At 67.1% G+C, this 25,932-nt stretch carries 26 protein-coding genes and 2 pseudogenes; 14 read left to right on the forward strand and 14 right to left on the reverse strand.

Annotated features, from left to right (window positions below; genetic code table 11):
• Nucleotides 1–29: 29 nt before the first annotated feature.
• Nucleotides 30–467: a DUF5997 family protein gene (locus E3O47_RS09595; RefSeq protein ID WP_174720118.1), complete on the reverse strand. Its 438-nt coding sequence runs from the start codon at nt 465–467 to the stop codon at nt 30–32.
• Between the two features lie 96 nt (nt 468–563).
• Between E3O47_RS09595 and E3O47_RS09600 the strand changes: the two genes are divergently transcribed.
• On the forward strand, nt 564–1,358 hold the full coding sequence (locus E3O47_RS09600) for a LysR substrate-binding domain-containing protein (protein ID WP_198411560.1): 795 nt from the start codon (nt 564–566) through the stop codon (nt 1,356–1,358).
• 6 nt (nt 1,359–1,364) lie between these two features.
• Nucleotides 1,365–2,606, forward strand: coding sequence for a GAF domain-containing protein (locus tag E3O47_RS09605; RefSeq protein WP_134420331.1), 1,242 nt, complete (start codon nt 1,365–1,367; stop codon nt 2,604–2,606).
• A gap of 21 nt (nt 2,607–2,627) precedes the next feature.
• On the opposite strand, the gene E3O47_RS09610 is transcribed toward E3O47_RS09605, so the two are convergent.
• The 3 genes from E3O47_RS09610 to E3O47_RS09620 are packed head-to-tail and all read right to left on the reverse strand — an operon-like array spanning nt 2,628 to nt 5,174.
• Nucleotides 2,628–3,323 carry a GyrI-like domain-containing protein gene (locus E3O47_RS09610; RefSeq protein WP_134420333.1) on the reverse strand — a complete coding sequence of 232 codons (696 nt, stop codon included), beginning with the start codon at nt 3,321–3,323 and terminating at the stop codon, nt 2,628–2,630.
• A 31-nt stretch (nt 3,324–3,354) separates the two neighbouring features.
• On the reverse strand, nt 3,355–4,182 hold the full coding sequence (locus tag E3O47_RS09615; protein ID WP_134341753.1) for an ABC transporter permease: 828 nt from the start codon (nt 4,180–4,182) through the stop codon (nt 3,355–3,357).
• Entirely contained in the window at nt 4,179–5,174 is a 996-nt protein-coding gene (locus E3O47_RS09620) for an ATP-binding cassette domain-containing protein (RefSeq protein WP_134341752.1), read from the reverse strand. The genes E3O47_RS09615 and E3O47_RS09620 overlap by 4 nt, the downstream gene beginning before the upstream one ends.
• 75 nt (nt 5,175–5,249) lie before the next feature.
• Between E3O47_RS09620 and E3O47_RS09625 the strand changes: the two genes are divergently transcribed.
• Nucleotides 5,250–5,480: a hypothetical protein gene (locus E3O47_RS09625; RefSeq protein WP_134341751.1), complete on the forward strand. Its 231-nt coding sequence runs from the start codon at nt 5,250–5,252 to the stop codon at nt 5,478–5,480.
• Here the strand turns inward: E3O47_RS09625 and E3O47_RS09630 are convergent.
• The 5 genes from E3O47_RS09630 to E3O47_RS09650 all read right to left on the reverse strand — a co-directional run bounded on the left by E3O47_RS09630 (nt 5,477) and on the right by E3O47_RS09650 (nt 11,248).
• A complete protein-coding gene (locus tag E3O47_RS09630) occupies nt 5,477–6,439 on the reverse strand; it encodes an FKBP-type peptidyl-prolyl cis-trans isomerase (RefSeq protein WP_134373247.1) in 963 nt (320 codons plus the stop codon). The two genes, E3O47_RS09625 and E3O47_RS09630, sit on opposite strands and share 4 nt — an antisense overlap.
• Before the next feature lie 215 nt (nt 6,440–6,654).
• Nucleotides 6,655–8,361 (reverse strand): chromosome partitioning protein, encoded by a 1,707-nt coding sequence (locus E3O47_RS09635; RefSeq protein WP_134420335.1) that lies wholly within the window; start codon nt 8,359–8,361, stop codon nt 6,655–6,657.
• 360 nt (nt 8,362–8,721) lie between these two features.
• On the reverse strand, nt 8,722–8,925 hold the full coding sequence (locus E3O47_RS09640; protein ID WP_104171714.1) for a hypothetical protein: 204 nt from the start codon (nt 8,923–8,925) through the stop codon (nt 8,722–8,724).
• Nucleotides 8,926–9,178: 253 nt separating this feature from the next.
• On the reverse strand, nt 9,179–10,360 hold the full coding sequence (locus E3O47_RS09645) for an acyl-CoA dehydrogenase family protein (RefSeq protein ID WP_166785366.1): 1,182 nt from the start codon (nt 10,358–10,360) through the stop codon (nt 9,179–9,181).
• 153 nt (nt 10,361–10,513) lie between these two features.
• Nucleotides 10,514–11,248: a TetR/AcrR family transcriptional regulator gene (locus tag E3O47_RS09650; protein ID WP_134401529.1), complete on the reverse strand. Its 735-nt coding sequence runs from the start codon at nt 11,246–11,248 to the stop codon at nt 10,514–10,516.
• A gap of 1,578 nt (nt 11,249–12,826) precedes the next feature.
• On the opposite strand from E3O47_RS09650, the gene E3O47_RS09655 reads away from it, so the two are divergent.
• From E3O47_RS09655 to E3O47_RS09665, 3 genes are all read left to right on the forward strand, one after another.
• Nucleotides 12,827–13,048, forward strand: a complete 222-nt coding sequence (locus E3O47_RS09655) for a hypothetical protein (protein ID WP_134420337.1) — start codon at nt 12,827–12,829, stop codon at nt 13,046–13,048.
• A 211-nt stretch (nt 13,049–13,259) separates the two neighbouring features.
• Entirely contained in the window at nt 13,260–14,750 is a 1,491-nt protein-coding gene (gene gtfA, locus E3O47_RS09660; protein ID WP_104102242.1) for a sucrose phosphorylase, read from the forward strand.
• A 36-nt stretch (nt 14,751–14,786) separates the two neighbouring features.
• Entirely contained in the window at nt 14,787–15,761 is a 975-nt protein-coding gene (locus E3O47_RS09665; RefSeq protein ID WP_134343430.1) for a magnesium transporter CorA family protein, read from the forward strand.
• A 19-nt stretch (nt 15,762–15,780) separates the two neighbouring features.
• On the opposite strand, the gene E3O47_RS09670 is transcribed toward E3O47_RS09665, so the two are convergent.
• Both E3O47_RS09670 and E3O47_RS09675 read right to left on the reverse strand, forming a co-directional pair.
• On the reverse strand, nt 15,781–15,954 hold the full coding sequence (locus E3O47_RS09670) for a CsbD family protein (RefSeq protein WP_104102246.1): 174 nt from the start codon (nt 15,952–15,954) through the stop codon (nt 15,781–15,783).
• Nucleotides 15,951–16,142 carry a hypothetical protein gene (locus tag E3O47_RS09675; RefSeq protein ID WP_134343431.1) on the reverse strand — a complete coding sequence of 64 codons (192 nt, stop codon included), beginning with the start codon at nt 16,140–16,142 and terminating at the stop codon, nt 15,951–15,953. The genes E3O47_RS09670 and E3O47_RS09675 overlap by 4 nt, the downstream gene beginning before the upstream one ends.
• 123 nt (nt 16,143–16,265) lie before the next feature.
• Between E3O47_RS09675 and E3O47_RS09680 the strand changes: the two genes are divergently transcribed.
• From E3O47_RS09680 to E3O47_RS09695, 4 genes are all read left to right on the forward strand, one after another.
• Nucleotides 16,266–16,844 (forward strand): RNA polymerase sigma factor, encoded by a 579-nt coding sequence (locus tag E3O47_RS09680; protein ID WP_104102253.1) that lies wholly within the window; start codon nt 16,266–16,268, stop codon nt 16,842–16,844.
• Nucleotides 16,841–17,449, forward strand: a complete 609-nt coding sequence (locus tag E3O47_RS09685; RefSeq protein WP_134420339.1) for an Asp23/Gls24 family envelope stress response protein — start codon at nt 16,841–16,843, stop codon at nt 17,447–17,449. Before E3O47_RS09680 ends, E3O47_RS09685 begins: the two co-directional genes overlap by 4 nt.
• Entirely contained in the window at nt 17,442–17,834 is a 393-nt protein-coding gene (locus E3O47_RS09690; protein ID WP_134420341.1) for a hypothetical protein, read from the forward strand. Before E3O47_RS09685 ends, E3O47_RS09690 begins: the two co-directional genes overlap by 8 nt.
• A 97-nt stretch (nt 17,835–17,931) precedes the next feature.
• Nucleotides 17,932–18,405 (forward strand): Dps family protein, encoded by a 474-nt coding sequence (locus E3O47_RS09695; RefSeq protein ID WP_104102258.1) that lies wholly within the window; start codon nt 17,932–17,934, stop codon nt 18,403–18,405.
• 15 nt (nt 18,406–18,420) lie between these two features.
• Here the strand turns inward: E3O47_RS09695 and E3O47_RS09700 are convergent, their stop codons facing one another.
• Complete coding sequence (locus E3O47_RS09700) at nt 18,421–18,714, reverse strand: hypothetical protein (RefSeq protein WP_134420343.1); 294 nt, start codon at nt 18,712–18,714, stop codon at nt 18,421–18,423.
• On the opposite strand from E3O47_RS09700, the pseudogene E3O47_RS09705 reads away from it, so the two are divergent.
• Nucleotides 18,708–18,842: pseudogene (locus E3O47_RS09705) on the forward strand (SDR family NAD(P)-dependent oxidoreductase); the annotation flags it as partial. The gene E3O47_RS09700 and the pseudogene E3O47_RS09705 sit on opposite strands and share 7 nt — an antisense overlap.
• 83 nt (nt 18,843–18,925) lie before the next feature.
• Here the strand turns inward: E3O47_RS09705 and E3O47_RS09710 are convergent.
• The gene (locus E3O47_RS09710) at nt 18,926–21,808 is read right to left on the reverse strand and encodes a sensor domain-containing phosphodiesterase (protein ID WP_134420345.1); all 2,883 of its coding nucleotides are present in this window, start codon (nt 21,806–21,808) and stop codon (nt 18,926–18,928) included.
• Nucleotides 21,809–22,080: 272 nt separating this feature from the next.
• On the opposite strand from E3O47_RS09710, the gene E3O47_RS16295 reads away from it, so the two are divergent.
• On the forward strand, nt 22,081–22,221 hold the full coding sequence (locus E3O47_RS16295) for a hypothetical protein (protein ID WP_206750122.1): 141 nt from the start codon (nt 22,081–22,083) through the stop codon (nt 22,219–22,221).
• Nucleotides 22,222–22,393: 172 nt separating this feature from the next.
• Nucleotides 22,394–23,296, forward strand: a complete 903-nt coding sequence (locus tag E3O47_RS09715) for a hypothetical protein (RefSeq protein WP_166785367.1) — start codon at nt 22,394–22,396, stop codon at nt 23,294–23,296.
• A 284-nt stretch (nt 23,297–23,580) separates the two neighbouring features.
• Here the strand turns inward: E3O47_RS09715 and E3O47_RS09720 are convergent.
• Nucleotides 23,581–24,725: pseudogene (locus E3O47_RS09720) on the reverse strand (ATP-binding cassette domain-containing protein).
• Between the two features lie 170 nt (nt 24,726–24,895).
• Here E3O47_RS09720 and E3O47_RS09725 point away from each other — a divergent pair.
• On the forward strand, nt 24,896–25,906 hold the full coding sequence (locus E3O47_RS09725) for a LacI family DNA-binding transcriptional regulator (protein ID WP_134420371.1): 1,011 nt from the start codon (nt 24,896–24,898) through the stop codon (nt 25,904–25,906).
• Nucleotides 25,907–25,932 lie beyond the last annotated feature (26 nt).

The raw sequence follows: 25,932 nt of genomic DNA on the forward strand, positions 1-25,932 counted from the left end.
GGGAGCGACGTGCGCGCGGGACGGCGGCGCTAGCGGCCGCGACCGGCCTTCTCGTTCTGGGCTGCCTGGCGGGCGACGTGGGCGATCTTGCGGGCGCGCTCGGCGTCGCGGTCCTTGACCCGGATCTGCTCCTCGCGCACCTCATACTGGGTGGCACGCTCGGTCACGAGCCAGGCTGGCGGCTGCTGCAGCAGAGCCTGGATCTCGGCGGAGGTGAGCGGCTCCGTCACGGCGCCGCGCACGAGGCCGGAGATCGAGACGCCAAGCTTGGCGGCGACGACCTGCTTGGGATGCGGGCCGTTCGCCCGCAGTTCGACCAGCCAGGCAGGCGGTTTCGCTTCGAGCGCGGCCAGTTCGGTGCGCGACACGGGCGCGCTCTGGAATTCTTCCGGGGCTGCTTCGAGCAGAATCCCGAGCTTCTGGGCCGCCGTGGCGGGCTTCATGGTCTGGGTCTTCTTCTCGCTCATCAGTCAAGCGTATAGCCTGAGAGCACCCGCATAGCCTGAGAGACAGCCGCTCCCCACGGATCTACGTTCGCAGTGCCATCACGAGAAAGGATGCCGGTGACCTTTTCCCTTGCCTTCGTCGCCGGTGTGACCCCCACCAAGTGGACCCGCACCTGGGCCGATCGACGCCCCGACCAGCCACTCGAGGTCTTCCGCACCGACCCGTCCGAACAGGACGCGGTGCTGCGTGACGGCCGCGCCCAGGTCAGCCTGGTGCGCCTGCCCGTCGATGAGACCGATCTCAGCCTGATCGCCCTCTACCGGGAGATCCCGGTGGTCGTCGCGGCCAAAGACCACTTCATCGCCGACGCCGACAGCGTGCTGGTGGCCGACCTGGCCGAAGAACACCTGCTGCAGGACCCCGACGACGTGCCCGAATGGCGCCTCGTGGCCACCGAGGTCAAGGACGGCACCCGACGCCCGCTCCCGGCCATGCGCGACCTCGACGACGCGATGGCGCAGGTCGCGGCTGGGGTCGGAATCCTGATCGTCCCCCATTCGATCGCCCGACTGTACGGCCGAAAGGATGTCGTCTCGCGCCCGGTCGAGGATGTCGCCGAAAGCCAGGTGTCCCTGGCCTGGCTCTCCCGTGAGACCACGGTAGACGTCGAGGAGTTCATCGGCATCGTGCGCGGCCGCACGAAAGACAGCTCGCGGGTCGACTCGCTGCCCGCCGGCACTGAAAAGGTCAAAAAAGAGAAGAAGACCGACAAGGCCAAAGCGGCGGCGAAGGCCGTACGGGTCGCGGCGGCGAAATCCAAGCCGGCAGTGGCGAAGAAGGCGACGAGCGCCCCGGGCCGCACCCGCAACACCCCCAGCCCCCGGGCGGGCAAGCGCCGCGGCGGCCGGTAGCCCTCCGTGCCGCAACTCCTGCGGTGGGTGCTGGTACCCCTGATGCGAGCCTGGTCGGCCGCCGTGACGCGCGACTACGACGACATCCCGCGGCCCCGGGACACTCCTCAGGCGCATTCCCCGGGAACCGACAGCGACCGCGTGCTCCTCTTCGGCAGCGGACCGGCCGTCGGCTGGGGTGTGCTCAGCCACAACGTGGCCCTGCCCGGATCTCTGGCGCGGGCGTTGTCGTCTCGCACCGGGCGGGGCACGGATGTCGACGTCATCCCGAACCCGCTGGTCACCATCCGCACATCGCAGGCCGAACTCGACGGGCTGGGACTCTGGCGCTATGACGCGGTCGTCGTGAGCCTCGGCACGACCGACGCCGTCACACTCCTGTCAGCCCTGGTCTGGCAGCGCGAGTTGTCCGCACTGCTCGACCGGATCCGGCACGAGTCCTCGCTCAGCACCAGGATCTTCGTGCTCGGCATGCAGCCGATCCGGTCTATCGCGGCCTTCGACTCCGGGCTGGGCTCCGTGGCCGAGAAGCACGCCCGCAGCCTGAACGAGGCCAGCGCGGCGATCTGCGCGGGGCAGGAGCGGAGCTGCTTTGTGCCCATGGCCGCAACCCTCGCCTCAACGCCGGGGCGGGTGCGCACGGCCGCGCAGTACGTGCATTGGGCCAATCTCCTCGCCGACAAGATGGCGCCACCGCTCGATGCCGAGTACCTGGCTGCTGCCCGAGGAACTTCCCGAGGAACGGCCGAGGGCCGCGCGGAAGCGTGGGGTGCCGAGCCGCTCTCGCCTGGCCCCCGCCGGGCGGTCGCCAGGCTGGGCATCCTCGCCGCCGACACCGAGGTGCGCTGCGACCACATCGTCGCCCTGGCCAGAAGCGCCTACGGCACCCGGTCGGCCGCCCTGACGCTCATCGACGGCGACCGGCTCTGGGACCTGGTGAGCGTGGGCTTCACTCCACGCGTCTACTCGTTGGCCGGGTCGATCACGGCCCTCGCCGTGAGCGGGGCCGGAGCGTTCGTGATTTCTGACATGCTCCTGGACGACCGGTTCACCGCCCGCCCGCCCCGTCTGGGCCAGGAGCAGACCCGCTTCTACGCGGGTTTCCCCATCGAGGCCGACTCCGGCGAGCGGATCGGCGTTCTGTGCGTGTTCGACTCGGAACCCCGGGGCGCCGCCGAGGTCGACCCCGTGCTGCTGCGGGAGTTCGCCCTCCTGATCCAGGCCGACCTCGGCCGGCGTCAGGAGTAGGCGCCGCCCGGCCGGCGCGGGTCAGACCGGCGCGACCGGCTGTCTCAGCACCGTCTTCAGCTTCGCGGGCGCGGCGCGGCGCGGGTCGCCGAGGTAGATCTCATGGTGCCGGCCGTTCACCCTCAGCCCGTAGCTTGCCAGGAACTCCCCGTGCAGACGGTCGAGGGCGGGTGCCTCGGCGGCGTAGGGCCCGACATGCAGCAGCTGCGCCGACAGCCCCTCGTCGAGCCTTTCCACCCGCACCCGGGCGAGCGCGGACAGCTTCTTCTTCGCGAGCGCGCCGGTGATGGCCCCGGCGATGAAGGCATCCGTCACCCAGTCCGGCTGGCTCATCAGCAGCGTCCATTTCCACTCCGCCTTCGCGCCGGCGATGAAGACGGAGGCATCGTCGGCGTACCAGAGGCCTTCGAGCGGTGCGATGACCATCTCGCGGCCGAGCGCACGCTTGGCCGCGAACTTGACCGCGAAGGCGATGGCGTAAAGGGCCTCGACGGCCTCGATGTAGGCCGGCGCCGTGTCCGGGTCGCCGACCCCGTCGAGGGCGACGAACCGCTGGGCCGGAACCTCGATCAGCTCCCAGTCCACGTTGGCAGGCCCGTAGAGCGACGGATGAACGCGCTTCACGTCCCAGGGGCCGGCCCCGCCGGGCGCGGTGTTGCGGGGCGCGCGCAACGCTCCGGTGCGCCGGTCGGTGCGGAATGGCACCGGGTCACTCATGGGCACTCTCCAGGGGATTCACTGACTCCTGCTAGCGGGAACTGATGGACGCGAACTTGCGCACGCAAAGCGGAACGAACACGACCAGCATGACCGTGGTGCCGATCAGCACCGTGGCAATCGGGTTCTGCATGGTCCAGATATCGGGCACCGGAGCTGTGCCCTCGTTGCCGAACAGCTCCCGTGCCGCCTGCACCAGCGACGAAACCGGGTTCCACTCGGCGAAGACGCGCAGCGGGGTCGGCAAGGTGTCGCTGGGCACGAAGGCGTTCGAGATGAAGGTCAGCGGGAAGAGGATCAGGAAGGACGCGTTGTTGATGACCTCGGGAGTCTTCACGCTCATGCCGAGCAGCGCCATCACCCAGCTGAAAGAGTAGCTGAACAGCAGCAGCAGTCCCACGCCGGCGAGGAATTCCGGCACCGAAGAGTTCACCCGCCAGCCCACGAGCAGCCCGGTCAGCATCATGATCACCATGGAGATCGTGTTCAACGCCAGGTCACTATTGGTGCGTCCGATCAGCACGGCGGAGGAGGTCATGGGCAGGCTGCGGAAGCGGTCGATGATCCCTTCCTTGAGGTCCTGCGCCATCGCCGCGCCCGAGAAGGTCGACCCGAACACGACGGTTTGAGCGAAGATCCCCGCCATGAGGAACTGGACGTAGTCGGTGCCTTCCACGGAGATCGACCCGGCGTAAACCTGGCTGAACAGCAGCACGAACATGATCGGCTGGATCACCGCGAACACGAGCATGTCGGGTGAGCGCTTGATCTTGATCAGGTTGCGCTTGGTGACGGTCCAGCCGTCGGAGTACCAGAGCGAAAGCGGGTTCCAGGTGGGGAGGGTGGCAGCGGAGCTCATTTCGACTTCTCCAATTCCACGTCGTCCGCCTGGTCGGCGGCCTTGTCGGCCTTGTGGCCGGTGAGTTTCAGGAACACGTCGTCGAGCGTGGGCCGGCGCATGCCGGCGTCGTGCAGACGGATGTCCGCATCACCCAGCGCCGCCAGCACCTGCTGCAGCGCCCGCGGCCCGTCGACCACCGCGACCTCGAGGCCGCGGCCGTCGCTGGTGATCGCCGGTTCTCCCGCGCCGTAACGGGCGAGGATATCCCGTGCCGCCACGCCGTCGCCGGCCTCTACCAGGGCCACCTCGAGGCGGTGGCCGCCGATCTGCGCCTTGAGGTGGTCGGACGTGCCCTCTGCAATCACCCGGCCGTCGTCGATGACGACGATGTCGTCCGCGAGCTGGTCGGCCTCCTCGAGGTACTGGGTGGTGAGGAGCACGGTGGTGCCGTCGGCGACCAGGCGCTTGATGACGGCCCAGAGCGCGATCCGGCTGCGCGGGTCCAGCCCTGTGGTGGGCTCGTCGAGGAACAGCACCTTCGGGTTGATCACCAGCGCGCCGGCCAGGTCGATCCGGCGGCGCATCCCGCCGGAGAAGCCCTTGACCGGGCGGTTGCCGGCCGCGGTCAGCTCGAAGAGGTCGATCAGCTCCTGGGCCCGGCGCCGGGACTCGGCGCCGCCCAGGTGGTACAGCCGACCGACCATCTCGAGGTTTTCGAACCCGGTCAGGTTCTCGTCGACGGCCGCGTACTGCCCCGAAACGCCGATAATGCGCCGTACGCCCTTGGGGTCGGCGACGACGTCGATGCCGTCGACGAACGCGGTGCCGGAGTCCGGCCGGATCAGGGTGGTCAGCATCTTGACGACGGTCGTCTTACCGGCGCCGTTCGGGCCGAGCAGCGCCTTGACGGTCCCGCGCGGCACGGACAGGTCCAGCCCGGCGAGCGCATGCACCGGCCCGGATTTGGAGTGGTACACCTTGGTCAGACCTCTGGCCTCAATGATGGTCATGGGACATCCCTGCCTGGTCGGGGGAAAAACGAGGGAAACGAGCGGGAACGAGCGGAGCCACGAAATCAACATTTTATGGACCTCGACCGGCTCGGACAAGCGCCACACCTGAACGCACGGATGCGCCCGGCCGACCAGGTCAGCGTGGAACTCCATGTCGACCGGTCCGGACGCGACCTCGGCCAGGTGCAGAAGGGTGCCGTGCTCGTCGGTGCTATACCGCACCGGCACTGCGGCGGTGCCCGGCACGACGGCCGTCTGTCCCAGAAAACCGGTCGGTTCGAGCGCAGCCGAACGGCCGGCTAGCCGGCGGCGAGGATGTCGACGACGAAGACGATCGTGTCGGTACCCGAGATGCCTGCGTCGGGCTGGCCCTCGGCGCCGTAGCCGAGTTCCGGCGGAATCGCGATCATCACCTGGGAGCCGACCGTCTGGCCGACGAGACCCTGGGCGAAGCCGGGAACGACGGCGGCCAGGGAGATCGGGGTCGGACCGCTCTTGCCCCAGGTCTGGTCGAACACCTCACCGGTGGACCAGACGACGCCCGAGTAGTGCATGACCACGGTGTCCGCTTCGGCGACTGTGGCACCGTCACCCTTCTTGAGAACCGAGGTCTTCAACTCGGTCGGAGCGTCGGTTGCCGGGATCGTCACGGTCGGAGCGCCGTCCTCGGCCAGCTTGACAGTCGGGAAGCCGTCCTCCGGCTTCTGGTCCTCGCCGTTCGCGCGAGGGGGGATTTCACTTTTGACGTCGATGACGAAGATGATGTTGTCTTCGGCCCCGACCTTGAGCTCCTCGTTGCCGGTCTCGCCGAACGCGTCAGCCGGCGGGGCCACGACCGCGACGCGCGATCCGTAGTTCGCGCACGCGACACCCTTCATCAGCGCCGGGAATACACTCGAGTCCTTGGCCAGGGTGATGGGAGCGCCGAGGTCGTCACCGAAGCCGCCGGCGTTCATCTTCTCGCCAGTGTTCGCGTTGTAGACGGAGAACCCCAGTTCGACGATGTCGTCGGTCTTGACGGCGTCACCCTTGCCCTCGGTCACGACGGAGACCTCGGTGGCCTTCGTGGTCAGCGGCGACTCGAACTTCACTTTGGGCTCGGCGCCGGCCTTGCCGGAGACTTTCACGGCCTCCGACGCCGTGCCGGAATCGACGCAGGCGATTCCCGCCGCTCCGGTGTTGTCGGAGGGAGACCCGCTGCACCCGGCGAGGGCGAGCACGGCAACCGTGGCAATGGAGATGAGGGCAGGAAGTTTACGCACGCTGATCTTTCTCTTCGACGGTGATCTGTTCACAATGATCTGTTCGACCACTGATCTGTTCGGCAGGATTCGATGCACACACTGATTTGCGAGGCATCTGAGTCGATGGGCATCCGTTCGGGCCTTCGCCAGTATGCCCGACCGAGATCAGTGCCGCCTGAATCCCGGCTGGCACACTGTCAGCCGGGCAGGCTCAACACCGGGACGCCGCCGGGTCAGAGACCTTCGGCGATCGCGGCCGTGGCAACGAGCCACGCTTTACGGGTGCGCGGCGCGAGCGCGTCATAGTTCAGCGATCCCCCGGCCACGAGGGCGGAGTCATACGGCACGTCCACGACGGTGCGGGTCAGCTTGCTGAAGTGGTCGTGTAGCCGCACGGAGAGCTGACGATCGGCCGTCTTGGCCGGTGACGCCAGGATTGTGACCGCCTGCGCGACTTTGTCGGCGTGGCCCTTCTGACGCAGGCCGTCGAGCAGCGAGGCCGCGCCGTACGCGGTGTCCTCTCGGATGGTGGAGACGACGACGAGTTGGTCGGCCGCGTCGACGGCCGCCTCCCAGTTGGACGCCCGCATATTGTTGCCGGTGTCGATGATCAGCACTCGGTAGAACCGGCTGAGCGCGGCATGCAGTTTGCCGAAGGCCACGTCGTCGATACTGGCTGCCCCGGCAGGGTCGAGGTCGGAGGCAAGCGCGTCGAACCGGGCGTCACCCTGGTTGCGCACGTAGTTGTCGAGGTCGCCGACCCGGGCGGAGCTTGAATAGGCGAAGTTGTCGAGGTCGCGGAGCAGGTCAACTGCGGTGTTGGTGTGGGCGGCGGTCTGCGCCCGCACGCCGAGGGTGCCCATGGTCTCGTTGTTGTCCCAGGCGAGGGTGTATCCGCCGCGATGGATGCCGAAGGTCGCGGCGATGAGCAGGGTCGCGGTGGTCTTGTGCGCGCCGCCCTTCGGGTTGAGCACGACGATCGTGCGCGGGCCGACCAGGCTGCGCTGCACGGACGCGACCGCCGCGCGGTGCGACATCTCGCCGGTTCCGGGGGCCGGGGAGACGAGTCCGCCGGTGAGGCGCCGCACCGTGCCCTGCCAGCCCAGAAGGGCCGGCCCCGCCACGAGCGGCGGACGGGAATTCATGAAGTCCGCGAGGTTCGGACCACCACCGGCGAACGCCGCGGGGGCGATCGAGGGGTCGTCGGCGGGCACCTCGGCGAACGTGCCGCCCTGCACCGGTGCCGGGCCGACGAGGTTCGTGGCTGCCCGGGGAGCGGAGAAGGGCGAGGCCGCGAGGTCCTGCTCCTGATCGTCCTCATCGTCGGTGTCGGCGTCGAGATCGAGCACGAGGCCATCGAACGCGGTGAGGGGTGGGACATGGGCCCGTGCCAACGGGGCCGGTTCGATCTGCTGGATGACCTCGGCATCGGCATCGCGCATGTCGGCATCGCGCTTGGCTTCCTTCAGCGTTGCCGTGTCAAGCGCAGCCGTGCCGAGCCCAGCGTCATCGAGCCCGGCGGCCTGGAGTTCGGCGGTGTCGAGACCCGATTTCTGCTGTTCCGCGGGCACGACCAGCGCGATCAGTTCGACGTCCTCGGTTTCGGAGACAGCGGCGGAGACGGGAGCAGGCGCGGTCGACACCGGCTCCGATGCCGGTCCCGGTTCCAAGGAGGTCGGGATGAAGGCCCCATCGTCTTCTACGTCCCCGTTCGGGTGAACGATCAACGGCGACTTGCCCTGCTCGTCTTCCGCGGTCAGGCGCACCGCGCGATCGATCGCGCGCGCGGCATCCGTGACCCGGTTGATGATTTCCTCGCGCACGCCGGCCTCGTCGGCGGCGGTGATGCGCGAGCTGACACCGTCGATGACGAGCTCTCCCGTTCCGTCGCTTCGGATCATCGCGCGGATGCGGGGAAGTTCGGAAATGTTCTGCGTCATATTCGGCCTTTTTTCGTCGAGCTCAGCTCATCAAGCGTGAGCACGTCGAATTTCGGTCAAGCGTGCCCCGTTCAGCCTACGGGGTAGCGGCGCCCACCCCTCGTTTGGCCGGGCGACGCACTCAAAGGAGTGCGAGGATCGGGCACTCACCCCCCTTCGCGGGCACACTGCAGCAGCCTCCGGGCGGGGAGGCTGTTCATCACAGGTTGAGCAGCGTCTCCGGCGGTGAATCAATTCGACGGAGATTCTGCTCTGAAACGACCTTTTCGGAGTTTCTGGCATTGATTCGGGAATAATCTCCGTCGAATTCGTTCGGGGCACGGGCGTGTGACAGGGCGGGCCGGGGTCAGGCGTGCTCGGCTAGGCCGCGTGTGGCTCCGGCACTGCCCAGCGGATGGCGCGCAGGCCGGACCTGGTGGCGTGCGTGTCGTCATGGCCGCTCTGCCGTCGGCATTCCACGAGGTCGTTCGTCGGGGTGATGTGCGGGTCGCGGCACGAGCTGGCGTAGCTGGTGTAATCCGTTTCGAGCAACAGCTGATCGTCGGTGAGGTGTTTGTCGGTCATCGATCTGCGTTCCTGGTTCAGGCGCACAGGCCGAGTTTCCCACGACGGTTGCGCGCAGTGCTGCCCGTGTTCTCTGGCACGTTCTGGTGCGGCCGGGCTGAGTGATTGCGTCATAGCGTACGTTGGCAGACGCCGAATGTCTCCACAATGTCGAGTTTTGGTCATTTCATCCACCTGACCGAAACCCGCCCGGCCCGCGAGCGGCGACATCCGTCGACCACAGGTCGACCGAGTCCTAAGACGAGCAATCGGGTCAGCGGAAGGCGCTGATCCCGGTGAGGTCCCGCCCGATCAGGAGCGACTGCACGCTTTCGGTGCCCTCGTAGGTGTGCAGCGACTCGATGTCGGCGAGGTGCTGGATGACGTGGTTTTCGAGCAGGATGCCGTTGCCACCGAGCATGTCACGGGCCATCGACGCAATCTCCCGCGCCGCCCTGGTGTTGTGATACTTCGCCAGCGACGCCTGGATCGGGCGCAGCGTTCCGGCGCCGTCGAGCTCAGCCAGACGCAAGCAGTGCAGCTGCATCGACGTGAGCCGGGACAGCATCATGGTCAGGCGCTCCTGCACGAGCTGGAAACCGGCGAGCGGCTTACCGAACTGGATGCGCTGGGTCGAGTAGTTCAGAGCCGCCTCGAACACCGCCGTGGCGTGGCCGAGGGCCGACCAGGCCACTCCGAGCCGGGTCGCGAAGAGCACCGTGGAGGCGTCCTTGAACGTGTGGGTGCCCGGCAGCACGGCGTCCAGCGGGATCCGCACATCCGTGAGGGTGATCCGAGCCTGGTGGATGGCGCGCAGGGACCCCTTCCCGGTGATCGTCTCTCCGTGATACCCGGGGGTGTCTTGTTCCACCAGGAAGCCGCGCACATTGCCGTCGTCGTCGCGAGCCCAGACCACCGTCACGTCGCCGACCGAGCCGTTTCCGATCCACTTCTTCTCGCCGTTGAGCACCCATTCGTCGCCGTCGCGCTGTGCGGTGGTCTCCAGGCCGACCGAGTCGGAGCCGTGGTCCGGTTCGGTCAGGGCGAAGGCGCCGAGTTTCTCGGCGCGGGCCAGCGGCACCAGCCAGCGTTCCTGCTGCTCCGGGCTGCCGAACAGGGCGATACTGCGCAGGGCCAGCCCGCCCTGCACGGCGACCACAGTACCCATCGAGCCATCGCCGCGGGAGATCTCCATGTTGACGAGCCCGGCCGCGAGCGGCGACATGGGACTCAGTCCGGGGCCGACGACACCGTCGGTGAGAAGGTCGAGCTCGCCGAGTCTACGGGCAAGGTGCAGCGGGTACTCGGCTTTGTCCCACGCAGTCGTCAACTCGTCCAGCGACTCGGTGGCAAAACTGCGGGCGCGGTCCCAGAAGGCCCGGTCAGTTTGAGGCACGTCGGCGAATACGCCGTAGTAGTCGGTGTCGAGGGGCGTGGATACGTCGTAGTCGGGCACGGTTTCCCTTTCGTGGAGGACAGCGAAGTCGGGCAGGCCTGATCGGCTGATGTCGTCCGGCACCAGGGAATGAATGCCCTCGTGCGCCGGTCAGAAAATACCCAGGTACAAGTTCTATCTGACACTCAGTCTCAGGTCAAGTGATACTGAGTCTCAGCGGGAGCGCGTCTGGGCGCGCAGCCGCTCCTCGATGGCGCGAGCCAGTTCGGTGGGATCCGTGGCGGCCGGGAAGACGGCGACGACCACGTCGCCCGCGGGTCGCGCCTCGGGACCTTGCGCCGCGGCATCCAGGTGGAAAAGCCGTCGCACCTCGGTGAGTTCGGCGGCCAGCGAATACGGGCCGACGTTGTCCGTCGCCCGGATCAAGCGCCGCAGCACGAAGTTGTGGGTGGCCGTCACGGCGGCCGCGAAGCGGATGGCAGTCAGGGGCGGCACACCCGGCACGGTGCTGCGCAGGTAGCTGGCGAACATCCGTTCATACCGGATCGCCATAATGGTTTCCCGGTCCCGCAGCACGGGGGTCTCTCGCAGGACCCGGTCCCGGATGCGCACGATCTCCAGTCGCTCGCGGAACCGCTCGAAGACCATGGCGGCGGCCTCACACACGGCCAGCCAGGGATCCGAATGCGTCGCAGCGAAGTGCTCGTCGATGCGGGCGACCAGCTCGTCGTGGTCGGCGAAGATCACGTCGTCCTTGGACCGGAACTGCCGGAAGAAGGTGCTGCGGGAGACCCCGGCCGCCTCGGCGATGTCCACGGTGCTCGTGGCCTCATAGCCGTGCTCCTGGAACAGGCGAACCGCGATGTCGGCAACCTCGACCCGCGAGAGAGGTCTCTGCGGCCCGAGCGGCTCGGCAGGCCGGGAGGATTCGGCAGGCAGGTCTGACATGGTCAGGTGAAATTATCATGGAATGCGCACGAACGGATGCCCTGACAGGCCACCCCCGCTTGCCCGGTGCGGCACGGACGGGCAAGCTGACGGCGGCGCAGGAGTGACCCTGGCCGCTGCAGGCCGGCACCCAGGCAGAGCAGGCGCCGCGAGGGGCGCCGCGCCCTCACGGCCTTCTGGATTTCCGTGGCCTTCCTGCCGGTGTTTCTTGTCGACGCCGCACTCCTGAGTGATGCCTTGCTGAGCTGCCGGGATACGAGCGCGGCGGCGAGGAGCCGGTCCCGCTGGGGGCAACAGCATTGGCCGGCCTCCCGAGCCGTTCTTGTGCTGCTCGCTCCAAGCATTGAGGCGATGGTGTTCGGCTTCAAGGCACGACGCCTCGGCGCATAGCACCCGCAAAAGTGGCTCCACCACCTCAGCTCTGGTCGCACACGCCGAATCGGAGTAACGTCACCGGCACGGTCAACACAGACGGCAAACTGCCGCGCCGAGAGAGAGCGCTCCATACATGGACTTCAATCCCCAGTGCCAGCAGGCCGCGTGCGCCGGACTCATGCGAACCCGAGCCGTGGCAACCGACACCCTGGCGGATGAAGAGATCTGGTTCCTGTGCGACGAGTGCGGCTCAGAGAAGCACTGGACGAATCTTGCCGACCAGGACGCTCCGCGGCACCACACGAGAGGGTCCTGATCGATCGGTCGCGTAGCTCCCGGAGGGGCCAGAGCTGACTACACCCCGGGGATGCCTGTCGGCACAGGCGGAGCGCCGGGTCAGCTGTCGAACCAATTCGACGGAGATTTTCCTGAAAAACAGCTGTTCAGCGGTGTCTAGGGCCATTTTGGCCCAAATCTCCGTCGAATTCGTTCAGCGGCGTTGCCGCACGGCCTCGGACTCGGAGCAGGACGTTCGGGCACACTGCGTTCGGCACGCACGGTGATCCCGCGTAGCGGTCCACTGCTCGTCCACGTCGGCACCAGGAACAACCGCCCCGAAACCCCCAATTCGCGATCCATCATCGCCCACAGCCGTCCGGATTCGCTCATCGAGGCGTACCGGTCAAATTGAACATAGATTTCGAACAGCACTTATCCACAATAGGAAAGACCCTCGTTTCTTTGTTCTAATTTTGGTAACCTTTTGTTTGTGATCAACCTCTGGGAAAGCTTCAAAGCGGTTGCCGTGCCCTGCCCGTCCGCGGCGGCCCGCGCGGTCGCTGAGTGGCAGACCCTCGCGGTGGGGCGTGGGGAGTCTCTGCGGTGTTCGGCGGTGTTCGGCGGTGTTCGGCGGTGTTCGGCGGTGCGCGGCTTCGACGACGACGACGACGACCTGCTGCAGGTGACCGGGGCGGTCGGGGTCCACGGGAGACGGGTGGACGCGGTTCGGGTGGCGGCAGCGGCCGAGGTCGCCGACCGGTCCACGCCCGACGCGCTCGCCGTCAGAGATCTGATCAGCAACGGCGGCCAACAGAAGGCCGTGATCAACGATGGCGGGCGCATCATCGCCCGGGGCGCACCGGAGCGTGCTTTACCCGCGCGGAGCGACGGGCCATCCGCATGCTGCGCGGAGCCGCACAGACCATGGCACCACCCCGGCTCGAAACCGGGCCCCACACAGGGCGAAACACAACCAAATCTCGCACCCACACCCACACCCACACCCACACCGACACCGACACCGACAGCCGCACCGACACCCGCACCCGCACCCGCACCCGCACCCGCACCCGCACCCGCACCCGCACCCGCACCCGCATGACGAACACCATCGAACGGAAGAACGCAACCCGGGACGACGAGTAAGGGGGTACTGGGCCCTGGGCTCGACCGGTTCGACCAACGTCACGGGGTCCCTGGCCGGGTTGGGTCTCCAGGGTCTCGCACGCTCGACCACCGAGGGGGAGCCGCCGGAAGGACAGCCTGAAGGACAGCCGGAATTGCCCTGGCCCACCGGGTGCCGTAACTTCTGAATCGGTGCTGTTCGCTGCCGCGCCGAGTCGAACCGGAGTTGAACATGACCACAATCGAGCTGCTCGTCTACGCCGACCGCCTGGGCGGCACCATCCACAATCTGCAGACGCTGCTCGACGGCCCTCTGAGGGCCTTCGGCAGCGTGCACGTGCTGCCGTTCTACGTTCCCTTCGACGGCGCGGATGCCGGCTTCGACCCGATCGACCACACCGCGGTCGATGCCCGACTGGGCACCTGGGACGACATGCGCAGCCTCGCCGGCACGCGCGGGCTCACCGCGGACCTCATCGTCAACCACGTCTCCTCCTCGTCGGTCGAGTTCATCGACTGGCTGGCCCGTGGCACCGCCTCCACCTCCGAGGGCATGTTCCTCACCTTCGACACCGTGTTCCCGAACGGCGGCACCGAGAAGGACATCACGGCGTTCTACCGGCCGCGACCCGGACTCCCCTTCACCGCCTACCAGGGCGCCGACGGCAGCCGTCACCTCGTCTGGACGACCTTCATGCCCACCCAGGTCGACCTGGACGTGAACCACCCCGCGGCCCTCGCCTATCTGCGTCGGGTGTTGCAGACGCTGGCCGCCGGCGGCGTCACAACGGTGCGGCTCGACGCCGTCGGCTACGCCGTGAAGACCCCCGGAACCGACAGCTTCATGACCGAGCAGACCCTCGAGTTCGCCCGCACGGTCGTAGCCATGGCCCACGAGGAGAGCCTCGAGGTGCTGGTCGAGGTGCACGCGCACTACAGCCAGCAGCTCGCGATCGCCCCGCTGGTCGACCGCGTCTACGACTTCGCGCTGGCACCTCTGCTTCTACATTCGCTCGGCACCGGAACCGTTGACCGCCTCGCGGACTGGCTCAAGATCCGCCCCGCGAACGCCATCACCGTGCTCGACACTCACGACGGTATCGGCGTCATCGACGCGGGCCCGATCGGCGACAAGCCGGGCCTGCTGACCCAGGCCGAGATGATCGACATCTTCGCGCGGGCGGAGCGTGCCACACACGGCCACTCCTCCATCGCATCCGTCGTGCCCGAGTGGTTCACGCTGCCGCACCAGATCAACGCGACGTTCTACAGCGTCCTCGGCGGCGAGGAAGTGCCCTATCTTCTGGCCCGCGCCGTGCAGCACTTCCTGCCCGGCCGACCGCAGGTGTACTACGTGGGACTGCTCGGCGGCCTCGACGACACCGAACTCTTCGAGCGCACCGGCAATGGCCGCGACGTCAACCGCCACGTTTACACGGCGGAGGAGGTCGAACGTGCCCTCGCGACCGACGTGACCCGGGCCCAGCTCGGCCTGACCCGCATCCGCAGCACGCACCCGGCCTTCGACGGCGACTTCTCCTGGACGGCCATCGGCGACGACCGACTCGAACTCCTCTGGACCGGTACGGACGCCGTCGCGCGACTCACCGTGGCCATGACGCTGGACTCACCGAGCCTCCGCATCGAGCTGACGGATGCCGGACGCACGCAAGTGCTCGACACCGTCACATCCGTCGCCGCCTGGGAGCCCCCCGCGCGCTGACCTATTCGATCGGTCGAGATCGGGCTTGACTGGAGTGTGCCCACACCCCGTACCCGCTGCTACCGCGACGGCTCTCTCGTCGACGAGGATTTCCCGCTCGCCGAGGTGTCTGAGCACCTCGCCCTGTCCGGCGCCGTCGTCTGGGTGGACCTCGCCGATCCCGGCGAAGAGGATCTCGTCAGCCTCGCGGGCGAACTGGGCCTGCACGAGCTGGCGGTCGAAGACGCCCTGACGCTGCGGCAGAGGCCCAAGCTCGACCGCTACCCCGACCACCTGTTCCTGTCCGCGTACTCGGCCGAATTCGGCGTGGCGACCGCTCAGGTCACCACGCACGAGATCGCGGTGTTCATCACCGACCGGGCCTTGGTGACCGTGCACACTGAAGGCTTCGACCTGGAGGCCGTCGTGGCCCGCTGGGATTCGGCCTCCGATCTGGCCCGGAACGGAGTGGCCTTCCTCCTGCACGGGCTGCTCGACCACCTCGTCGACGGCTATTTCGACGCCGTTGAAGCACTGGACGAACAAGTCGAAGAACTCGAGGACCAACTCTTCCTGCCTGGCACCAAGCAGGAAGCGGTGCAGCGGGCCTCCTTCGAACTGCGCAAGAGTCTCGTGACGATACGCCGGGTCATCCTTCCTATGCGCGAGGTCGTGAACACGCTGCTGCGGCGCGATCTGCACCTGCTGCGGGACGAAATGGGTCCCTATTTCCAGGACGTATACGACCATGTGCTTCGCGTCATGGAATGGACGGAGAGCCTGCGTGACCAGGCCACCGCCATCCTTGAGGCGAATCTGGCGATTCAAGGCAACCGGCTCAACGTGATCACGAAGAAGGTGACTGGTTACGCGGCCATCATCGCCGTGCCCACAGCCATCACGGGCTTCTACGGGCAGAACGTGCCCTACCCCGGCTTCGCCCAGCCGTTGGGCTATTACAGCTCGGCCGCGCTGATCGTGGGGCTCTCGGCACTGCTCTACGTGCTGTTCAAGCGCAACGACTGGATCTGACGCTCCATGCGTGAAGAACTTAGTGCTTGAAAGCGTCCTTGACGTTTTCGCCGGCCTTCTTCACACTCGCCGAAGACTGCTCCGCCTTGCCGTCGGCAACCTTGGAATCATCCTTGGTGACCTTGCCCACGGCCTCAGTGGCCTTGCCCTTGAGGTCCTGGGCGGCGTTTTCGATCTTGTCGGATGCACTCATAGTGTCTTCCCTTTCCAGTGGTGTTGCGTCGGTGGCAGCCAGGCGCGCGTGCCCCAGACGTATGCGGTCGCAGCCGTCGAGTCCCCGGCGTCATCATCATCATCGGCCGGACCGACGAGCAACGAATCGAACGTGGGCATGACGGCACCGGCGGATATGCTGTCGTCGACGGCGGGTGAGTGGAACATCGGGAATCCTTCCGTTCTGCGGCTGACAAAGGCTGTCAGTAATACGACGTGTGTTGTGGCATATTTGTCACACGGATTTGTCAAGTAATTTTTGGACACGGCGGGTGAGAGGGTGGAGAAATGATGCCAACGACCCCAATCCGGGCACCGCTCGCATCTCCGTTTGAGTCATTCACCGACCAGACCCTGGCCGACCGCGCCGCCGACGGGGACATTCGGGCGTTCGAGGCGCTCGTGCGTCGCTACGGCCCGCTGATGCGGGTGTATGCCAGCCGGGTCCTGGGATCAAATGACGAGATGGACGACGTCGTTCAGGAGTCCTTCATCACCGCCTGGCAGCAGCTGCCCACCCTCGACAACGGCGCCGCCGTCAGAAGCTGGTTGATGCGGATCGTGAGCCGGAAAAGCGTCGACCGGCTACGTGCCCGGCGTCCGCACCTCAACGTCGATCTCACCGACGCCCCGGCACCGGAGAGCCACTCCCCCCATAGACTGGCGGAGGTGGAGTCTCAAACCGAAGCTCTGACGCGTGTCCTCGGCGATCTGCCGGAGGACCAGCGCCGTTGCTGGATGCTGCGAGAACTCGCGGAATGCAGCTACGGCGAGATCGCGGAGGAACTGGAACTTCCCGTTTCAACGGTTCGTGGGCTTCTCGCCCGAGCTCGGAAGACTCTGCTCCAAGAGATGGAGGAATGGCGATGATGAACCCCTCCGATGAGCTCGCGGGCCACACCTTCGAAGAACTGAGCGACTACCTCGACCGGGACCGCACCCCCGCAGACCCGAGCATCGACGGCTTCCCCGAGTGCGAGATCGCCCTGCGCGGCATGCAGCGGCTCCGGCGCACGCAGCGCGCCCTGCTCCGGAAAGACGTGGAGCGCGAATCCGAGCGCGAGGACAGCTGGGTCAACTCGATTCTGCAGCACATCAATCTGGAGGCGCGCGCGGGCCGGGACATCCCGATCAGCCACCCCTCCCCCACCGCTCGCCTGAGCGTGACCGAAGGTGCGGTGCGCGGCATTCTGCGTGCCGCCGGTGACGGCGTGCCGAACATCATCGTCGGCCGGTGCCGCCTCGACGGCGAGGTCAGCGAGCCCGGCGCACCCGTCACCGTGCGCGTGGATGCCACGGTTCTGGAGGGCAAGAACATTCCACCGCTCGCCGAGCAGCTCCGGGAGGCGCTTTACACCGCACTTAGCCAGCACACGGAACTCGCCGTCGAGGCCATCGACATCACCATCCGCGACCTGTACCAACCCGTACCCCCGCCGGCGAAAGCGAAAGCGAAAGCGAGCAGCGATGAGTGACGCCCTTGCACCTGAAGCGCCGCCGCCCGACCCCGGGACGCCGGCCCAGCTGACCGCTCAACTCGACGGGGCGGTGCTGGCAGTCCCCGGCGTGGATGCGCTGTATTCGGCAGCCCCGCTCGTGGCAACCGTGGTCGCCTCGGTGATCGCAACCACCGTCGAAGCCGTGACCGGCAAGCCGCGGTCGACCAGCTCCGTCTCCGTCTCCGTCTCCGTCTCCGAGAAGGAGGGCGGCCTGAAGATCGCGGTCAAGATCGGCGTCGCCGCACCCTTCGCGGCCCCCGACGTGAGCCGCCGCGTGCACGATGCGATCACAGATCAGCTCGACCAGAACGGTAACCCGGTCGTGACCGAGATCGCGGTCACCGTGGCCCGGATCGACTGACCGGGTTCGCGGTCACTCCGGTTGGCCACCGGTCCTCACGGCGGCGTCACACCCCGGGTGTGTAGCGTGAATACCCACACGACCTAAGGAGTCACCAGTGAGTCAGATAATCGACATCGGTATCCCGGATCAGCAGCTCGAGAAGATCGTTCACGGCCTGTCCCGGGTGCTGGCGGACTCGTACACCCTGTACCTCAAGACTCACAGCTACCACTGGAACGTCGTTGGCCCCATGTTCCACTCTCTGCACACCATGTTCATGGACGAGTACACCGAGCTGGCCCTGGCCGTCGACGACATCGCCGAGCGCATCCGTGCACTGGGCACCCCGGCGCCGGGCACCTACCGTGAGTTCACCGAGCTCGCCGTCGTGCGCGAGGACACCGACCTGCCGGATGCCCCGGAGATGCTCCGTCGTCTGGTCGCCGCCCATGAGGCCACGGCCCGCACCATCCGGGAGGTGCTGCCCCTCGCCGAGGGTGCGCCCGACCAGGTCTCCACCGATCTGCTCGTGCGTCGCCTCGACGTGCACGAGAAGACGGCGTGGATGCTGCGCAGCATGCTGGCCTGAGCCTGCCAACTGCATTCAGTCGCCCAGAGCACGGCCGATCCGATCGATCACCTGGCCGACGAGCGCCTGCTGTTCTCCAACGCTGAATTCGACCCACCAGAACGGGGCCGCATCAGCCGCCGCCGACAAGGCGTGTGCCGCCATCGGACCTAGACGTGACGTGACGTGACGTGACGTGACGTGACGCAACAGGGTGCGCCGGCTGGCCCTGGCGGCGGATGCGACGTCCGCCCCGCTGCAGGCATCGAATTCGCGCTTCCGGAAGAGCCGCAAGGCGATCAGCGCCAGCTCGTTCGGATTCCATGGCACCCGCATTCGCCCCGTACCGTTTGCAGGGCCAGACGGCCATCGTGACCGGTGCGGGGTCCGGGCTCGGCCGGGCCCCGGCCATCCGTTTCGCCAGCGAGGGTGCCCGGGTCATCGCGAGCGATGTGTCCCCGAACGGATAAACCAGTTGGCCGTCCTGCCGGCCGACGGCGGCCAGGCCGCGATCTGGGGCGAGCACGCCCGGACTCGTGCGCTATGCCCCGCGTCGGGCCGCCGCAACCGCGCTTCCAGCCATCGGGTCCCAGGTCGCGCTCGGGCGGCCCAACAGGTAGCCCTGGGCAAGCACGGCGCCGCTGGTGCGGAGACTGTCGAGCTGTTCCGTGGTCTCCACCCCCTCGGCGATCACCTCCACGTCGAGCTTCGACGCCAGCGCCAGGATTCCCTGCACGAGGGAGACGGAGGAGGCGTTGGGAAGGTCCTGAATGAAGCTGCGGTCGATCTTGATCTGGTCGACGGGAAGGGTGTTGAGCCAGGCCAGGGTCGAGAAGCCGGTGCCGAAATCGTCAAGGGAAATGCGGATGCCCAGGCGGCGCAGTTCCACGAGGCGCTCGACGATGCCGGGGAGGTCGACCAGTGACCTGCTCTCCACCACCTCGAGGGTCAGTCGCTCCGGTGCGAGGTCGTTGCGGTTGAGAGCCGTGCGAACCGTCGACACGAGTCGGCAGTCCAGAAGGGTGGCGGCGTCGAGGTTGACCGCGACGCCTAGAGGCCGAGCGCCTAACTGCGGCCACTCGACCACGTCCCGGCACGCGGTCGCGATCACCCACAGATCCATCTCGGTGATGAGGCCGCGTTCCTGCGCCAGCGGCAAGAAGGCGCCCGGGGCCAAAACGCCCAGTCGCGGGTGCGCCCAGCGGATGAGGGCTTCCGCACCCACCACCGTCTCCTCGCCGAAACGGGAGATGTCCACGACAGGTTGGTAGTAGAGCCTCATCTCGTTCGCCTCGACGGCACGGGCCAGCTCGACCAGCAGTGACGTGTCGGTGTCCCCCGGTGATTCCGGGTTCGATGATGCACTGCCCGGCACCTCGGTGCGGGCGACGGCGATCTGATTCCGTCCCGTTCTCTTTGCGTCGTACATCCCGGCGTCGGCCGCGTCGAGGAGCTGCTCGCCGCGACCCCCCTGTCCACTGTGCGAGGCAACACCCACACTGGCGGAGATGCGCACGTGCTGGCCGGCCAGGTGGAAAGGGGGATTCAGGCAGCCGACTACTCGGTGGGCCAGCTCGATGGCCGAATCTTCGCCGTCGAGATCGGTGACAAGCACCGCGAACTCGTCGCCGCCGAGGCGGCCGATAGTGTCATTGGTTCGAACCTCGGCGCGCAGGCGAGCCGCGACCTGCCGCAGCAGCTCGTCCCCGGCGCGATGGCCCAGCCGGTCATTGACGCGTTTGAAGTTGTCGAGGTCGCAGAACAGCACCGCCGTTCGGCTGTGAGGCTGGCACTCTGCCAGGGCGGTGTCGAGCAGCAGCGCGAACAGCGCTCGGTTGGGCAAGCCTGTCAAGGCATCGTGCTGGGATTGGTGCCTCACGGTCTCGAGCAGCCGGGCCCTTTGCATGGCCGTTTCTCCCTGGTGGCTGACACCTTCGATCAGGGTGATGGCCTCCGCCAGGACCTCGGCCGCGACGGGGGCAACCCAGCAGGCCGTTGCGACGCCCATCAACATATCCCCGGCGAGAAGGGGGACGGCGACCACGTTGTGTGAACCGATGGCACGGAGCAGCTCTGCCAGGGCCGGGCTGGCGTCGTCAGCCGTGATCAGAACGCGTTCCTGCCGTCTGAGAACGCCGAGAAGCTCCGGCGTCTGCTCCACAGTCAGCGTCGTACGCATGAAGAATTCGCGATCGGCAGGCTCGAAACCGACGGCTGAGGCAGGGCGAAGCTCACCAAGGTCGGCGTTCCAGAGGAGAACGGATGCCGCGTCACTGCCGACGATCGCCGCCAGTGCCGACGCGATGACTTCCGCGATCGCCTCGACGCTGTCGCTGATCGCCAGTTGGTGGGCGAGGTTGAGCAGTGCGGTCGTGCGAACTCCCTCCCGGCGGGATTCCTCGAGAGCCGTGAACAGGTCCAGGGCCGCGGCCGCGTGTCCGGCGTAGGCCTCGAGCAGGGCCCGATCTCCTAGCATCGCGGTGTGTCCCTCCGTGAACACGGCGGCCAGATGCCCGTGGACCCTGCGATTGGAGGCGATGTCGACGACCAGCGCGCGCTCGCCCAGTTGCTCGCCGCGCAGCATCCGTGCCACGAGATCGGCGCCACGTTCGTCGCCAAGCCCTCGGTGGCGGACCAGCGGCGCGCCGCCCCCGGCAGGTTCGACGATGAGGAGGTATGACGGCGCGAGCACGGCGGAGGCGGCGCGATCGACGATTCGGGCGAGCACCTCGTCGACATCGTCGCTGCTAACGAGGTCAGCCGCGGCCAGTTGCACCTCCCGCACCTTGTCGCGCAGTACGCCGAGGGATGCGTCGACCCAGCGACTCCGCGTGCGCCAGGACCACCAACGCACCCGCGTTGACCAGGTCAGCACGTATTCGCACGCCGGGTAGCCGTCCGATTGGCACTGCGGGTGGCTGATGTGGGCAAGGGCGAGTCCGAAAATGGCCGGCACGGACGAAAACAGTCCCTGGGCGTATTGGCAGTCGAGTCGGGACGGACGATAGCCGTCGTGGAGGCGGTAGCGCACGGTCGCGCTGGTCTGTCCGACCCGGACTGCATCCATCGTCGACGTTGTGGTGAACTTCGGCACCATGCGCGGCAGCTGGCGAAAAATTGCTCCAGGTGAGGCGAACACACTCAGGAGCTGCACCAGCACGGGCTGGACGTCACCGCGGACCGCACCGGTGCCCACGGTGAACATGGTGTTCGGGTCACCGAGCACCGCGGTTGCGGCCTCGAACAGCCGGATTCGGGTGGCGTAGCTGACCCACGCGGACGTGTTCTGGAGAGTCTTTGCATCCTGCTGTACGCCCGCCCGGGCGAGCACCTCAATGACGGCTCCCTCCCCACCGCGCTCACGCACGTGGCGCAGGAGTAGGCTAATGGTCGTGTTTGCGGTCTCGCGCGGCTCTGTGTCCATCGTCTTGCACCTCTCAACTCTTTATCGACGGGTTTCGGCGTGGGGTAAGCGCGGAAATCGGTTCAGGACCGTCATCCGCTTGTCGAACGCCTCCAATCGTGCCACCAAGACTTCCTGTCGTGACACGTGACGCGCGAATGACGACGCGATGAGCGAGCGCTACCCCGTCATTTATGTACGAGGCTTTGCAGACAGCAGAACGTCCTGATCAATGCCTATCCCGGAACGCTGGAACCGGACTCCGTTTGGATCCACCAGTTCTACGACGCCGCATGGGCACATTCGGGGTCAAGCCGCAATCGTACGACATCGGCCGCGCGGCCCGGGGTCTCGTCGATTTCATCGATCTGGTGCATGCCAAGACTCGCGGCGGACCACCCGTCTACTCGTGGCGCACTCCATGGGCGGGCTGATCTGCCGCACCGTCCTGCAGCGCGAACTGGCCGACCCCGCCGAAGCGGTGTCGAAACTCTGCACGATCGGGACCCCGCATGGAGGAATCTCCCCCGAGCTCGGCGGGCCGATCGGGGGCTGGCTCATGGACCGGTTCGAGCCGCTGGGCAGCGATAGCTTCTCCCCCGGCACATGCAGGAGTACATGCTGTCGGCCACCCACGACCCTGCCCGGGAAACCGACCCGAAAACGGGCCGGTGGGACCCCCGGCGCATGGTGGGCTCCTTCCCTCCCTCCCGCATCCTCAGCATCGTCGGCACGAATTCACGCGACTATTCCGTGGCCGCCGGGCTGTCATCCGCGGTCATGGGCGTGCAGAGCGATGGTCTCGTCGCGATCCGCAACGCTTACGTTTACGGGGGCGCGCGGGCCTACATCCATCGCTCCCACTCGGGTCGATACGGCTTGGTCAACTCCGAGGAAACGTACCAGAACCTTTCCCGCTTCCTGTTCGGCGGGTTGCGGGTGGAGGTCGCCCCGCACGGGGTGGAGCTCGATCGCAACGACCGCATCTGGCAGGGCGAGGCGAGGCTGGCCATCCGTGGCGTGCCTGCGCTTATTCATGAGCAGCCGGCCGATCATTATTGCCCGATCGATCTGAACGCCACGGAGAAGGGCATCGCCGGGCCCCTGTCACCGGTCCCGTTGATGACAATCAACCTGCAGCCGAAGAACGTGCGTAAGTGCCGCTACGCCCTCGACCTCAACCTCAACCTCAAGATCATCTCACTCAAGGAGACGGGCGGCACCCTCGGTTTCGGGGGACACCTCGAGCAGATCGCGGACTGGCAGGACACGCTCATCGTCGACGTCGAGGTGAACGACAAGGGCGCGGCCAGAAGCGTGACCTGGGAGTGGAACAGCACCCTCGCCGTTCGAATCACCGAACAAGCAGAGCTGCCCAACCAGCTCGACTGGGCACCGGGCAAGTCCAGCGACGGGCAATGGCAGCTGCCGGTTCCCATCGTCCCGATGGGGCAGGCGGTGCTCGGCAGCCACGCGCGCCTCCAGCTCAGCATCGGCCTCTGGGCCTGAGCGGCCGCCTCGCGCGATCGACCCGATCCTGATCACGCATCACCGCCCGGACCCCACCGGGACGTAGGCGCCCCTGTGCGCCATCCACCCTGGCCCCTTCTCGACCGCGGACCGAGGGCGACAGTCCAGCCCGACGCCGAACGAATTCGACGGAGATTTTGCTCTAGACCGCCCGTTCTCGGTGGGAATGGCCGGATTTTGGCAGAATCTCCGTCGAATTGGTTGGGGGCGCACGGCAGCCAGTCGGGGCGGCTCTGCCCCGAGGCAGGTAGCACCGGCGCACGTCAGGCCGTGGGCCGGTAGCGCCGTGGGGCGGAGGCCAGGGCGACCAGGGCGCGCAGGCTGTCGAGGCTTCCGGTCACAAGACCTTGGGCACGGGCCTGCACGAGCACGTTTTCGATCGCGGTGGCCTCGACGGGGCCGGCCAGCACGGTCAGCCCCGTTCGGTTCGCGGTGAGCTGGCAAAGAAGGTCGTTCTGCGACCAACCGCCGACGATATGCACCGCGCGGATGCTCCTTCCCGACAGCTCGCTCACGACCCGGAGGGTCTCGGCATAGGCAGCCGCCAGGCTCTCGACGATGCTGCGCATGAGTTCGACCGGGGTGCCCGGCACCGGCAAGCCGTGCTGGGCGCAGTAGGAACGGATGCGCGCCGGCATGTCCCCGGGTGCCAGAAAACGGGGGTCGTCCACGGCGAAGGTCACGTCTGCGAAGAGGCCGGCGCGGCCGAGCCCCTTCACGGAGAGCACGGTGTCGCCCACCGGGGCGACCTCCCGCATCACGGTGATGCGGTCGCAGACGGCGAACACCTCGTCGAAGCGGTGCGAGATGAAGAGGATGCTCGCGCCCTGGGCCCGCAGGTTGCGGGCAACCTGGAACAGGCGCTCCACCTCGATGTCCGACAGCGCGGCGGTCGGCTCATCCATGACGAGCACCGTGGCGCCCTGGGAGATGGCCTTGGCGATCTCGATGATCCGCTGGTCGGCGATCGACAGTCCCTCGGCCGCTCGGTTGGGATCGATGCGCACGCCGAGCTGGTCGAACAGGTCGCGACGGCCGTGCGCACGGAGGCCCGGCTGATCAGGCCCAGCCGGCCTTTCGGCTGGCGCCCAATGAAAATGTTCTCGGCCACTGTGAGGTCGGGGAACAGGGTGGGTTCCTGATAGATCGCGGAGATGCCGGGGGCCTTGCTGTCGGCCACGGTGCGGAACGACACCGGCTGCCCGTCGACCTGGAACTCGCCGGCGTCGAGGCGGTAGAGCCCGGCCAGGATTCTCACGAGGGTGGACTTGCCGGACCCATTCTCGCCGACCAGGGCATGGATCTCACCGGGGAGGATTTCGATGTTCCCGTCTGCGAGGGCGACGACCGGTCCGAATGGCTCAACGGCACCGACAAGGGTGAATCGTTTCAGAGAACGTGTATTCAGCGAATATACGGATTGGTTGGGGCGTCCGTCGACAGCAGAAAAAGTGCAATCCCCCAAATGAGATTCAACCGAGACTTCGAATAGGTCTCGTGTATTGAGTCGTTTCAATCTGCGGCGCGGTGATTCACACTTCACCTAGAGGCAGCAAAGCGCAAGGCGAAAGGGTGACGATGGCAACGGTGAGTGTGCGCGAAGTCGCGGCTCGCGCCGGGGTGTCGGTCGGCACCGTCTCCAATGTGCTCAACCGGCCGGGCAAGGTTTCCCCGGCAACCGTGGAGCGGGTGCAGACGGCAATCTCCGCCCTCGGCTTCGTGCGCAACGACGCTGCCCGGCGACTGCGGGCCGGCCGCAGCCGCAGCATCGGGCTCGTCGTGCTCGACGTCGCCAACCCGTTCTTCACGGATGTCGCGTGCGGCGCCGAGGACCGGGCCGCCGAAGAGGGTCTCACCCTGCTCCTCGGCAACAGCGACGAGAACATCGACCGAGAGAGTGCCTACCTCGACCTGTTCGAAGAGCAGCGTGTGCACGGCGTCTTGATCTCCCCGCTCGGCGAGGTCGGGGACCGGCTCATGCGGCTGCGCGCCCGCGGCACCCCCACCGTTCCCGTCGACCGGCAGACGGCCGTCCACAGCTTCTCCTCCGTGGCCGTCGACGACGTGGCCGGCGGGCACCTCGCCGCGGAGCACCTGGCCTTGATTGGGCGCACCCGGATCGCGTTCGTGGGTGGGCTGCAGAGCATCCGTCAGGTTGCCGACCGGCCGGAGGGCGCGCGGCAGGCCGTGCGGGAGCATCCGAACGTGTCGCTTGAGGTGATCAGCACGGAGTCCCTCTCGGTGCTGCAGGGGCGTTTCGTGGGCGAGCAGTTGCGCGCCCGCGACCCGGTCGACCGGCCGGACGCCGTGTTCGCGGCGAACGACCTGCTCGCCATCGGCGTGCTGCAGGCCCTGAGCATGCTGGGCGATGTGCGGGTCCCCGAAGACGTGGCGCTCATCGGCTACGACGACATCGCTTTCGCGGCGGCAGCCATCGTGCCGCTCTCCTCGATCCACCAGCCGAGCGCCCTGATCGGCCACACGGCCGTCGACCTGCTGCTGCGCGAAGCCGCCGGCGGCGACGATTTCGTGCACGAGCAGATCGAGTTCCAACCGGAGCTGATCGTGCGGGAGTCCACCGCCGGCTGACTGGGTCCCGCTCCTTCCGCCCGGGC

It is taken from the genome of Cryobacterium sp. TMT2-17-1 (assembly GCF_004402765.1).
Classification (GTDB): domain Bacteria; phylum Actinomycetota; class Actinomycetes; order Actinomycetales; family Microbacteriaceae; genus Cryobacterium; species Cryobacterium sandaracinum.

What these genes read in the sequence shown, in the direction of transcription:
- E3O47_RS09595 (WP_174720118.1), bottom strand. Translation starts at nt 467, where the DNA reads ATGAGCGAGAAGAAGACCCAGACCATGAAGCCCGCCACGGCGGCCCAG.
- E3O47_RS09610 (WP_134420333.1), bottom strand. Translation starts at nt 3,323, where the DNA reads ATGAGTGACCCGGTGCCATTCCGCACCGACCGGCGCACCGGAGCGTTG.
- E3O47_RS09615 (WP_134341753.1), bottom strand. Translation starts at nt 4,182, where the DNA reads ATGAGCTCCGCTGCCACCCTCCCCACCTGGAACCCGCTTTCGCTCTGG.
- E3O47_RS09620 (WP_134341752.1), bottom strand. Translation starts at nt 5,174, where the DNA reads ATGACCATCATTGAGGCCAGAGGTCTGACCAAGGTGTACCACTCCAAA.
- E3O47_RS09625 (WP_134341751.1), top strand. Translation starts at nt 5,250, where the DNA reads ATGGACCTCGACCGGCTCGGACAAGCGCCACACCTGAACGCACGGATG.
- E3O47_RS09635 (WP_134420335.1), bottom strand. Translation starts at nt 8,361, where the DNA reads ATGACGCAGAACATTTCCGAACTTCCCCGCATCCGCGCGATGATCCGA.
- E3O47_RS09640 (WP_104171714.1), bottom strand. Translation starts at nt 8,925, where the DNA reads ATGACCGACAAACACCTCACCGACGATCAGCTGTTGCTCGAAACGGAT.
- E3O47_RS09650 (WP_134401529.1), bottom strand. Translation starts at nt 11,248, where the DNA reads ATGTCAGACCTGCCTGCCGAATCCTCCCGGCCTGCCGAGCCGCTCGGG.
- E3O47_RS09655 (WP_134420337.1), top strand. Translation starts at nt 12,827, where the DNA reads ATGGCACCACCCCGGCTCGAAACCGGGCCCCACACAGGGCGAAACACA.
- gtfA (WP_104102242.1), top strand. Translation starts at nt 13,260, where the DNA reads ATGACCACAATCGAGCTGCTCGTCTACGCCGACCGCCTGGGCGGCACC.
- E3O47_RS09670 (WP_104102246.1), bottom strand. Translation starts at nt 15,954, where the DNA reads ATGAGTGCATCCGACAAGATCGAAAACGCCGCCCAGGACCTCAAGGGC.
- E3O47_RS09675 (WP_134343431.1), bottom strand. Translation starts at nt 16,142, where the DNA reads ATGTTCCACTCACCCGCCGTCGACGACAGCATATCCGCCGGTGCCGTC.
- E3O47_RS09680 (WP_104102253.1), top strand. Translation starts at nt 16,266, where the DNA reads ATGCCAACGACCCCAATCCGGGCACCGCTCGCATCTCCGTTTGAGTCA.
- E3O47_RS09685 (WP_134420339.1), top strand. Translation starts at nt 16,841, where the DNA reads ATGATGAACCCCTCCGATGAGCTCGCGGGCCACACCTTCGAAGAACTG.
- E3O47_RS09690 (WP_134420341.1), top strand. Translation starts at nt 17,442, where the DNA reads ATGAGTGACGCCCTTGCACCTGAAGCGCCGCCGCCCGACCCCGGGACG.
- E3O47_RS09710 (WP_134420345.1), bottom strand. Translation starts at nt 21,808, where the DNA reads ATGGACACAGAGCCGCGCGAGACCGCAAACACGACCATTAGCCTACTC.
- E3O47_RS16295 (WP_206750122.1), top strand. Translation starts at nt 22,081, where the DNA reads ATGGGCACATTCGGGGTCAAGCCGCAATCGTACGACATCGGCCGCGCG.
- E3O47_RS09715 (WP_166785367.1), top strand. Translation starts at nt 22,394, where the DNA reads ATGCAGGAGTACATGCTGTCGGCCACCCACGACCCTGCCCGGGAAACC.
- E3O47_RS09725 (WP_134420371.1), top strand. Translation starts at nt 24,896, where the DNA reads ATGGCAACGGTGAGTGTGCGCGAAGTCGCGGCTCGCGCCGGGGTGTCG.